The sequence below is a fragment of the Marinomonas sp. TI.3.20 genome (assembly GCF_038155025.1).
Classification (GTDB): Bacteria; Pseudomonadota; Gammaproteobacteria; order Pseudomonadales; family Marinomonadaceae; genus Marinomonas; species Marinomonas flavescens.
Map to the genome: position 1 here is coordinate 20800 of NZ_JBAKAS010000026.1, position 11196 is coordinate 31995.

Sequence of the window (11196 nt, forward strand, 5' to 3'; positions counted from 1 at the left end):
TGCTACTTACACAGATCATCAAGCCAAAAAAGAAACACTTAAGTTGCTTTATTTCATAATAGATACTAATATGTTTCTATTATAGAAAATAGCAACTTAAGTGTTTCCTCATGATAAATCTACTACAACAAATCAAACACCGCCGTTTAGCGCTTAAACTCAAGCAAAATGAAATGCCTATGCGTATTGGCATTTCTAGACAGCAGTACCAACGGCTTGAAGCAAAAGGCAATCCAAGACTTGATACTCTTGAACTGATTGCCAAAGGCCTAAATAGCGACGTAATGCTGATTCCAAAAGAAAAACTGAATGCTGTCTTAGCTGTTCTTGAAAGTGATCGAAACAACATAGCTATACAGTCCAAACAACCTGATGAGCAAAAAGCCTTTTATGATGATCCATGGAAAGGGTTACTAGAAAATAAAGATGGAGACGAAGATGACAATGGAAATTAATGTTCTTAAGTTGACCTTGCATAGCCATCTAGTGGGGTATTTGGCAGGTACAAAAAACGGACGTAATGTTCTATATTTTGCTAAAAGCTATCAATCTAGCACAGCACGCCCTACCTTTAGCTTAACCACACATCCAAATTTTCCACGCGCTAATAAAATGCTATCTGAGCCATGGGCTACGAACCAACGTTTACACCCTATCTTGTCCAACTTATTGCCTGAAGGCTCCTTACGAGAACTGATCGCTCAAGGCCTCAAAATCCATGTTGATAATGAGTTTCATATCTTGTCTTATCTCGGCATGGATCTACCGGGCGCATTAGTCGCTGAACCGATGGAGCCTGAGGATGTGCCTGTCCATTTATTCTCATCTCATGGCCAAGTAAAAGCAGTTAAATTTGACAAACTTAGCCAAGAAAACAAGTTCTCTTTGGCTGGCGTTCAGATGAAGTTTTCCATGAAGGAAAAAGACGGTCGATATAACTTATCGAAAGACAATGTGCTTGGCGATTGGATTGTGAAAACACCTTCCACCAAACACAAAGAGGTACCCGCAAACGAGTTCACAGCCATGACTCTCGCTTCTATCATTGGCATAGATATTCCTGAAATAAAATTGGTCGAGATAGACCAGTTAGACAACCTTCCTCAAATCAATCTTCCTGATGAAAAATTGGCCTTCGCCATAAAGCGATTTGACCGACATAACGACCAACGTATTCACATGGAAGACTTTGCTCAAGTGCTAGTGAAGTACCCACATGAAAAATACAATTCAAGCAATTACGAGCAAATAGCAAAAATTCTATATCAATTTTCTGATGATGGTCTAAACGATGTCCAGCAACTCGCCCGCCGTTTACTCGCCAACATCCTATTAGCAAACGGCGACGCCCACTTAAAAAACTGGAGCTTACTGTATTCAGATCAAGTAACCCCCAGACTTTCGCCTTCTTATGACATAGTCACCACCAATGTTTATATTGAAAACGAACAACACTTCGCTCTTAACCTTGCAAAGACGAAGGCTTGGTATGATGTCTCATATAAACACTTTGAATATTGGGCAACCAAATCAAATATTCCATGGAGAGCGATCAAGCCGCATTTGGACGATGCGATGGAAAAAGCCAGAAGCCTTTGGCCAAACGCACTGAAAGATCTACCAATGAATGAAGAGCATAAACAACAACTAAGAGCTCATTGGCAAAGGCTACATGAAGACTTTCGAATTTAATATTTGTCTAGCAAGCTATGAGAAGTCCAGTCACCGAAACTCCCCACCAATCGACATTGGTGAAAAATATTCCCGAGGGTCCAATGTTTAACCGGAAAATCTGTCAAGATAACACCTGAAGAACTACTTATAGAGAGGAATATAAGGTAATTAAAACAATAGGTTGCAAGTCGAATCGTGACACTTTTATTGTCTGTCGAGCCAAAGCTTCCACATTGAGAAAGTTAATTGAATCGCGTAGATTAACAAATTATCATATGATATGGACTTGCTCATATACTCCCTCATTATTTACCTAAATATGCCCCGAAAAACCGATAGGAGTTCGTGATCGTCCGTATTTCAACACAGTTGAGACTTCCTGTTTAGTGATTTCAGAAATCTTAACTGGATCAACACCTTTTTCAAGAAGGTATACATCTAGGCCGACACGAAAGGAATGTCCGCTTAACTGCTGAATATCCAAGTCATCTATTTGAGCTTTAATAGCCCAGCATCTTATCATCTGATCAAACTTTTTAGGGCCAAGTCCTGCGTATAAACCAGTCTCTTTGGATTGTTTTATGGGAAGTCCATTTGTGCTGCATCGGATAAAAAAAGCATTCGTATCAGTCATGCCTGGTAGCTTTAAAATGAAGCCAAGATAGTTCTTAATAGCTTTAACTGGGCAATATTCGGTCTTTGTAGGCAAAATGAAGTTGACAGCATTTCGTGTTCTATTTCCTCCTTTTAGCACCATTCTGGTGACTTTTAACGAATTTTTTTGGATTTCAACATCTTTAATTCGCAGTCCATATTGACCGAACATCTCAGATTCACGCGATCCAGTGGTACGAGCTATTGCTATTATAGCCAAATCACGGATTCGCTTAAAATGAGGCATTGTTGTTAAAGTAAGTGCTCTACATATTGCATCAACATTCTCAGGACGTAGAGGCGCTGCTTGGCCACGACGACTCTTAGGTCTTTCTTGTTCTCCTCCCATTCTTAATGCCTTCATGAATCGCTCGATTTCATAAGCATCTTCCTTTGAAAAAAAAACGCGTTTGAGTTTAAGAGCCTCAATAATAGCCCATCGTCTGTTTTCTAATGTAGCAACGCTAATCTGACCGCCCTTCGTCGGCAACAATCTTTTGGTCTCAGGATGCCGTTCAGTGAAATACCCTTCGTATTGTGCGGCCAAAAAATTACAGAGGTCTATGTGAGTTGGTGCATTATTCACACCAGTAGCTAGCAGCCACTCCTCAAACATTCGATATGAATAGGCATAGTTACTAAGTGTAGCGGTAGCTTGGAGTGAATCAGAAAGAAGCTTTCGAGCAAAATGGGAAAATTGAGAGACATCATCACAGTTAAGACTAGCATCCTTGTATTCTTGAAATTTTAGATCTTTGGCCATGACAACCCCTCATATCTATCGATTAGAACTCTATACTGCACTAAATATAAAACATTAGGTAACAAAATGCACCTTTTGTCACCTAATTTAACCAAGTTAAAGTTTAATTAAAGCATTGATTTGTATAGAAATTTTAATCTATAGAAATCTATACTCTAAATTTAGAGACACCTTTACTTATCTCGTCAACGTAACATTAAGTGATTTTTTTAATGTAATAGGAGTAAGGGCTGTATCAATTTATTTAATTGATAAGTTAGATAAATAAATTACTTTATTAATTTAAATAGATTATAGGTAACTTTTATAAAATAAAAGCACTTTTAAAGTGTATATCCCCTCTCTGTATGAGGATTAGTTTGCGAATCATGATGTTACTTTTTTAAGCAGTAGAAACCTTCAGATAAATTATTAGCCCTGAATTCCGTTTAGAAGCGGCACAGCTTGTTATAGAACAAAATTATAGTGTCGCAGAAGCAGCTGACGCGATGGGAGTGGGCAAATCCACTATGGATAAGTGGGTGAGACAACTCCGCTCAGAGATCCGTGGTGAATCCCCCAAAGCAACACCAATGACAGATGAACAGCGTCGAATTCGCGAATTAGAAAAGCAAGTTAAACGCCTTGAAATGGAAAAAGACATTTTAAAAAAGGCTTCCGCTCTCTTAATGTCGGACGAGCTGAAAGGTTTGCGTTAATTCATCGACTGCAAGAGAGTTTTCCCGTTGATCATCTATGTCAGTTATTCAATATTCACAGAAGCAGCTACAGGTATTGGCGTGATAAAGCGGTCGGTGAAACACCTGCTCGTATTATACTCAAAGAAAAAGTTCGAGCCGCTTTTGAAGTAAGTGAAGGTTCTGCGGGAGCGAGAACGATCGCAGCTATTGTCACTCAGGGTGGTACAAGCTTAAGTCGGTATGTCGCAAGTAACTTAATGTGCGAACTCGCTTTGCTTAGCTGTCAACAGCCTAAGCATCGCTATAAACGAGCAAAGCAAGAGAGTTTAGTTGCAACCTTCTGGCTCGACAGTTTAACGTAGGCTCTCCTAACAAGGTTTGGTGTGGCGACATCACCTATGTTTGGACAGGAAACCGTTGGGCTTATTTAGCCGTTGTGATGGATTTATACGCTAGAAAACCAGTTGGCTGGGCGATGTCTCTGAGCCCTGATAGTGAACTTATTAGTAAGGCTCTTATTATGGCTTATGAGTTAAGGGGAAAGCCGAAGGCGTTAATATTTCATTCAGATCAAGGAAGTCAGTACACAAGTTTAAAATATCGTCGTTTGCTGTGGCGATATCAAATTCAGCAAAGTATGAGTCGCCGTGGAAACTGTTGGGATAATGCCCCGATGGAGCGTTTCTTTAGAAGCTTCAAAACAGAATGGATGCCTGAATTAGGCTACCGAACTCTTTTAGAAGCCAAACATGCTGTAACGGATTACATAGTAGGATACTACAGCCAAATCAGGCCGCATCAACACAATAGAATGTTGCCACCGAATAAAGCGGAAGAACTGTACTGGAGAAACTATAAAACCGTGGCCAGTTTTACTTGACCACTACAGTCTAAAAATGACAATAAACTCGCCGTGCTGTTTGCACTTGGAAATTTATTGCGAGTAGACCAGATGATTCGATCTGCACAGGGTTAGTCCGTCTAAATGACGGATTTTGGTTGTTTAAAGCACCGTAATAGTGAGAAAACGGCGGCTAATTGGCACTTTTGAAGTATTTTTGTCGTGCGGAACAAGTCAGACCAGAATTATCTGACTTGTTTGTAGTATCCTTAAGATAAATTGTCAACAAATTATATTTACAAAAACTAACACTTATTATATAAGCATAATATCCATATAGCTTACACATAACTTATATATAGTTTACAGTTTACCGATAGGTTTGCAGGTTTATTGTGGAGTAGTTTTTCTTGACTTTTTAATACTCTTTGAAATAAATTCAGGGAATGGAAGTTTATTTTGAAATATAAGAATAGAATTTTAGTCAGGGAAAATAAGAAATTTAGGCATTAAAACCTATAAATACCATCGCTAGACTTTATCTGCGAAAGATAATGTCACCAATGTCTATCCATGCGCCCGTCTTGAATTATAAAAAACCGCAAATTCAGATAATAAGTGCACCACTCATGGTTGAATAGGTGGCGAGAGATCAACTGCCCATAGGTGGTATTCTAACGTCGCCAAACAATTAGAGTATGACCATGAGCTATAAGCAGTTGATCGAAGGGCAACGATACCAGATTCAAGCCTATCTGAGCCAACATTTAAGTTACAGAGAGATTGGCAGACGATACCGAAAAGGAAGCCGTGCCAAACGAGTCATTATTCCTAATCGAATTGGCATTGAAGAACGCCCTGAGATAGTGGAGACCAAACAATGTTTTGGCGACTGGGAGGTCGATACTGTTTTAGGTAAACAAGGTACTGGAGCGATTGTTAGCTTGGTTGAGCGAAAGAGTAAGATGTATTTAATCCCCAAGGTGCCCAAGAAAAGTGCTGAAGACGTCTGTCGAGCCGTCGGTGCTATGCTGTGGCGCTATCTTCGTCACTTACATACGATTACCACTGATAACGGAACAGAGTTCTGCGCTCACGAAAGTATCGCCCAGAAGCTCAAGACCGATGTGTATTTTGCTAATCCCTACGCCTCTTGGGAGCGCGGTTTAAATGAAAACTATAATGGTCTGCTGAGGCAATACATCCCTAAGGGAACAGACCTCAGAACAGTGACTGATGAAGAGATTGAGAAGGTGCAAAGGTCGCTAAACCTTAGACCAAGAAAGTGTCTTGGCTATAGACAGCCTGCGGTCGTGTTCGATGAACTACGAAGCGCAGCGTAATTTAGGGAGTGGTGCACTTCATCGTTGAATTCGCGCCTTATTACAATACAGTTATATTTTGTGGAGATTAATGTGGAAATATCGAAATCAGTAGCACAAATGAAATCATCTTACATAAGGGAAATTCTTGCTGCCGCAACGGATCCTAATATGATATCTCTGGCTGGCGGGTTACCAGCTGAAGAAACGTTTCCACTTAAGTCATTTGAGCCAATATTAGCAAAAATGTCCTCAGAGCCAAAAATTTTTCAATATGGCTCCACTGAAGGACATTTACCTCTCATTAACTATCTAAAACAGATGTATCATCTTCCAGCAGAGCATTCACTAGCAATCACTACTGGTTCGCAACAAGGTTTAGATCTTCTAGCTAGAGCATACATAAACCCAGGAGATACTATAGTAATGGAATCTCCGAGTTATTTGGGAGCGATGCAGGTATTTGACTTTGTTCACGCAAATGTACTTAGTGTAAAGCAGACTCAGGAAGGACCTGATATTTTAGAACTTGAAGAAGTTTTTTCAAACAGTTTGCCTAAATTGTTTTATGCAGTACCAGACTTTCATAACCCTACAGGGGTTTCTTGGTCACTAAAAGTCCGCAAAAAAGTGGCTGAGTTGTGTATAAAATATAATGTTACTCTCGTAGAGGATGCTCCTTATCGTGATTTGAGATTCATTGGTGAAAACTTACCTCTTGTATCTGAGTTTTGCATGCAAAACTCAATCGTTTTACGTTCATTCTCAAAGACAGTATCACCCGGACTTAGGGTTGGCGTAATCTCAGGAAAAGCTTCTTATATATCTCCTATTGTTAAGATAAAGCAGGGAGCAGATTTACATACTAGCTTGCCTATCCAATACTTACTTTTAGGTTTTTTAAACAGTGATTCTTACCCAGCCCATATCATTAACCTAAAAAGCATTTATTCTAATCGCTATGATTATTTATCTTCCTTGTTGACAGCTAAGTTGCCACCAAATTGTCAATTCAATCCAATTGAGGGTGGTATGTTTATTTGGTTAGAGCTTCCACAATGTGACCCTATGCACATAGCAAAAGCTTTGATGAGTAATGGAGTAGCTGTTGTCCCAAGTAATGTTTTTTACCATCAATCTGCATCTGTAGTTCCCGCACTTCGATTAAACTTTACAAATTCAACACCAGAAGATTTAGAAAAAGCCGTCGATATTCTTTCACTAACACTGCATAAAGAATTTACGGGGTCTGAAATCGGTTAATACTTTTTTTTAGTCTAATGCGCTTAATGTATTTCATTAGGCGTTGTTTACATCAAGACCCGATTGCTGCTCAGTAAGTTAAGGATACTACGAACAAGTCAGGCAATTTTTCTCTGACTTGTTCTGTGTGCCTGTCTCACTTCAAACATGCCATTTAATCGCTATTTCGGTGCTTTAAACAACCAAAATCCGTCATTTAGACGGACTAACCCTGTGCAGATCGAATCATCTGGTCTACTCGCAATAAATTTCCAAGTGCAAACAGCACGGCGAGTTTATTGTCATTTTTAGACAGACCTTTGTAGATAGCTTTGCGAAAACCAAATTGGCATTTCAATATTCTAAACGGATGCTCAACTTTCGCTCTGATACTCGCCTTTAAGTATTCCGTTCGGATCAGCTGCTTGTTGAGACGGGGATGCTTTTTCCAAGCACGTATCTTGCTAGGCATCTCAGCCACTAACCAATCGACTTTCTTATCCTTTGTTTCTGTGCGCTTTTCTACACCACGGTAGCCCGAGTCGGCTGATACAAAAGATTCATTGCCATGAAGCAGTTCTGGCAACTGGTTTAGATCGTGATCATTGGCAGGTGTGGTGGTGAAGCTATGTATTAAGCCACGTTTTGCATCCACACCGATATGAGCCTTCAAGCCAAAGAACCACTGCCTCCCTTTTTGCGTTTGATGCATTTCGGGATCACGGGCGTTTGATTTATTTTTAGTCGAACTCGCAGCCTCAATGATCGTTGCATCCACGATTGTCCCTTCTTTAAAGTAGATGCCTGAGTCAGACAGCCACTTGTTTACTTCTTTGAAGGGTTTACGACCCAGCTTATGCTTCTCAAGCAAGTGACGGAAATTCATGATGGTCGTGTGGTCTGGGATCGCACCTTTTAATGATAGGCCTGCTGCAAACAGACGCATTGAAGTAATCTCATAGAGTGCATCTTCCATCGCTGAATCACTCATGTTGTACCAGTTCTGCATAAAGTGAATGCGCAGCATAGTAGTGAGAGGGTAAGGACGCCGACCATTGCCAGCTTTTGGGTAGGTAGAACGGTTCAATTTGAGCTTCAAGCTGTTGCCATGGAATCAGCTCATTCATCCGACCAAGGAAAAGCTCTTTGCGGTTTTTACGGCGTTTGCTGGTAAACTAAGAAAGGAACTATGAGATGTCTATTAAAGTGGGTCCGTACCACCTTGTTGGAATAGTCGTCAACGACTTAAAGTCGTACTAACTCAGACCTGATCTGACACTATATTGGTCACGTACACTGATTTACGTTTGATGATGAATCTAAGGCTTTTAAATTCGTTCGTCCCTTAATAGGTGAGCCCGATCCTGTTATAAGGCCCCTATAAGCCTTAACAAGCCACTTACCAACTGTGATCAAAGAGACTCTTTGATCACATCAGCCAAATTAAGTTGGAACTCTTTTCTTTGTATGCTGTGCTTGATTTCCTTATCTTTAAAAACACGCAGGATTACCCGCTTTAAATTCTTAATAGGTAGCATGCCGTGCTTAAAGGTCACTTTTGAATATTCTGCTTTATCCCAATCATTTGAACACCCTATTATATGTAAGTTGGCTTTTGCTCGAGTGACAGCAACATTTAGTAAGTTAGGCTTTTCGTTAACCCATGAAACACCACCACGTTTGCCTGCTTTTTCGGTTGCTCCCATGCAGACTATGACAGTAGTTGCTTCTTTACCTTGAAATGTATGCACCGTCCCAATATTTGCATTAGCGTAATCTTTCATTGCTTGATGTAGAACATTAGCATTGAGATCACTTTCAATTTTAGAGCGCACTTCATCACTAAGCAGTTTCACCATCCACTCAACATGTTCCCTTTTTTTGATCGATTAACCCACTCTTTGCGCAAAGTCGATTCCATATCCTTAAAAGGTGTAATAATAAAAACCCCATCCTTAATAACACTAGGAAAGGCCTTTACTAATAGCTCTAGTAAATTCAGCGCTGTCTCAGCTTCAAGGTAGTTTTTATAGCCATCAATCCGAATGTTGCCGTTTTGCATATCTTCAGATGTGTCAATCCACAAATTTTTTATGTCGACTTGTTCCGGATCTTTAGCGTTTATCATTTTATTGTCATAGGCCATTTCGTTAGAAATAGAGAACATAGGGTCATTACAGCGTCGATGTACTAGCAGAGGCATACCGACCTTACGATCACCAATATACGACACATACGCACCGCCCTGATCGGCTACTGTTTGCGCTGAGCTAGAAGTAACCGCAAACTTCTCAACACCCTCATGTTGCATAAACTCTCTAGCAATTCTTAAGTCTGCCTTTATAGGCGTAGACACAACCGGTTCAACTTGAATTGGGTCGCCAACTAACATTGCATGCTTACTGCGCTGAAGGAGTCCAGCAACATGGTAATTGATAGCTTGCCCTGCCTCATCGACCATAGACAAACCTATAGCACCCTTTTGGTTAAGTGTTGAGAACTGCGCTTCTATTGAAGCCAATGAGGAACTAACAACAGGGAAAAACAAAAATAAGGTAGACCATGCTTTTGATATGTCCTCTTCCTTCATGTCATCCGTATCACCGCTCATGACTTTCATGACTAGGTCTAAATTGGCTAGAATGGATCTTCTCGATTTGAGTATCATTGCTTCATTTAATCGGCACGCGGCACCAAAAAGCTTTCCCTTCGTTTCATTTTGCTCTAGACCACCAAATGGCTGAGACGTATAAATACGTTTAATTGCTTTCTCTTCTGTGGCTCCTTCTTCAGAAAGATTCACGCCAGGATTGTTAGCGGTGCCACCTTTAATACCTACAATCAGATAGTTCTGCTGGTATCCTTCTGACTTTTTAAGCAAATCCTCAAAATCGCATTTGGCTTTTTTAACGTTGCGTCTAGTTTTTTTCATCTTGGCTGGAACCAAACCACTGACGAACGAGTTTATCTATTGAATCCTTGTGCTCAGTCCAATCTTCTGGGGGCAGTATTTTAAGCTTGTCTATAATCACCCGACTTTCGCAACCTTTTTCTACAAGGTCCATCGTCTCAAAAAACCAGTTCAGGGCTTGGCTTCTATAAACACTTGTTTGGGTGATAGCCTCTTTTAGTTCAGGCAACCGCTCATCCTTAAGCTGTTTATTTAGATAAGCATGTATTGTTCGGCCTCTACCATCCTCGGTAACTTCGCTTAATGATTTCCGTAGCTTGTTGAACTCGAACACGTCAGTAGCATTTGATAAATGCCATGATAATTCGGAGAGTTTCTTTTTAAAACGGTTACGATTTCCTTTATTACCAAGCTCTGCACAGAACAGCCCCCACGAGCCTTCTTCAGATACTTCCCTAAAATGCCTAACCTCATCTCTATAATCTTCAAATATGCTTTTTAAGTCTGGTAGTTCCTTGGAAATATTTTCAACGGCTTTATTATTACTCGATGCTACAACTATGCTTGCATCCATTATAGTTGAAATACTGGCCGAGCTCTGATACCAGTCATCATCTTTCTTAAACGCCTCATATATATTTTTTGTCCGTTCAACAAATCGATGAGCTATCACATCTTTCAGTAGCGTTGTTTTCCCTGTGCCAGGTGGGCCATTAACTGGGATCAAAATATTGTTTAGCCCATGTGTAATGCTTTCACTTACAACAAATGCCTGCAAGAAAGATAACCCATACTTTGGATCGCTTGGCCAAGTGGATATAGGGGCAGACTTAAACTTTGATTTGTAAAAATCTTCCTCATTAAGTGGGCTGCTGGGGATGACGGTTTGCTGTTTTTTAATAAACTTTTCATACCCATTCAAATACAACAGCAATGGAAGCGAAAGCGCACCCTCACCTTGAGATAGGTAGAGGCTCAGTGTCAGGGCAAACGCATGAACGTTTCTTGATCAGTTAATACAACATTTGCATTCAATCCGTGTTTGATGAATGATCGTGCCCTTTTGAAGCCGATGACCCTATTAGACCGTATGATGCAGCTAAATGACC

8 protein-coding genes and 2 pseudogenes are annotated in these 11196 nt (G+C 40.3%); 5 read left to right on the forward strand and 5 right to left on the reverse strand.

Annotated elements, in window-relative coordinates; genetic code table 11:
* The first annotated feature begins 110 nt into the window (after positions 1–110).
* Positions 111–455, forward strand: a complete 345-nt coding sequence (locus tag V6259_RS17895) for a helix-turn-helix transcriptional regulator (RefSeq protein ID WP_341585680.1) — start codon at positions 111–113, stop codon at positions 453–455.
* On the forward strand, positions 439–1692 hold the full coding sequence (locus tag V6259_RS17900; protein WP_341585681.1) for a type II toxin-antitoxin system HipA family toxin: 1254 nt from the start codon (positions 439–441) through the stop codon (positions 1690–1692). The genes V6259_RS17895 and V6259_RS17900 overlap by 17 nt, the downstream gene beginning before the upstream one ends.
* A 295-nt stretch (positions 1693–1987) precedes the next feature.
* Here the strand turns inward: V6259_RS17900 and V6259_RS17905 are convergent, their stop codons facing one another.
* Positions 1988–3091, reverse strand: a complete 1104-nt coding sequence (locus V6259_RS17905) for a tyrosine-type recombinase/integrase (RefSeq protein ID WP_341585682.1) — start codon at positions 3089–3091, stop codon at positions 1988–1990.
* A gap of 407 nt (positions 3092–3498) precedes the next feature.
* Between V6259_RS17905 and V6259_RS17910 the strand changes: the two are divergent.
* The 3 genes and pseudogenes from V6259_RS17910 to V6259_RS17920 all read left to right on the forward strand — a co-directional run bounded on the left by V6259_RS17910 (position 3499) and on the right by V6259_RS17920 (position 7197).
* Positions 3499–4651 (forward strand): annotated as a pseudogene (locus V6259_RS17910) (IS3 family transposase).
* Positions 4652–5310: 659 nt separating this feature from the next.
* Entirely contained in the window at positions 5311–5955 is a 645-nt protein-coding gene (locus tag V6259_RS17915; RefSeq protein WP_445928521.1) for an IS30 family transposase, read from the forward strand.
* A gap of 72 nt (positions 5956–6027) precedes the next feature.
* Positions 6028–7197: an aminotransferase-like domain-containing protein gene (locus V6259_RS17920; RefSeq protein ID WP_341585684.1), complete on the forward strand. Its 1170-nt coding sequence runs from the start codon at positions 6028–6030 to the stop codon at positions 7195–7197.
* A gap of 205 nt (positions 7198–7402) precedes the next feature.
* Here V6259_RS17920 and V6259_RS17925 read toward each other — a convergent pair.
* The 4 genes and pseudogenes from V6259_RS17925 to V6259_RS17940 form a co-directional block, all read right to left on the reverse strand.
* Positions 7403–8351 (reverse strand): annotated as a pseudogene (locus V6259_RS17925) (IS5 family transposase); the annotation flags it as partial.
* A 237-nt stretch (positions 8352–8588) separates the two neighbouring features.
* Complete coding sequence (locus V6259_RS17930) at positions 8589–9035, reverse strand: AAA domain-containing protein (RefSeq protein WP_341585685.1); 447 nt, start codon at positions 9033–9035, stop codon at positions 8589–8591.
* Positions 9029–10108: a hypothetical protein gene (locus V6259_RS17935; RefSeq protein ID WP_341585686.1), complete on the reverse strand. Its 1080-nt coding sequence runs from the start codon at positions 10106–10108 to the stop codon at positions 9029–9031. The genes V6259_RS17930 and V6259_RS17935 overlap by 7 nt, the downstream gene beginning before the upstream one ends.
* On the reverse strand, positions 10095–11009 hold the full coding sequence (locus V6259_RS17940; RefSeq protein ID WP_341585687.1) for a hypothetical protein: 915 nt from the start codon (positions 11007–11009) through the stop codon (positions 10095–10097). The genes V6259_RS17935 and V6259_RS17940 overlap by 14 nt, the downstream gene beginning before the upstream one ends.
* Positions 11010–11196: the final 187 nt, after the last annotated feature.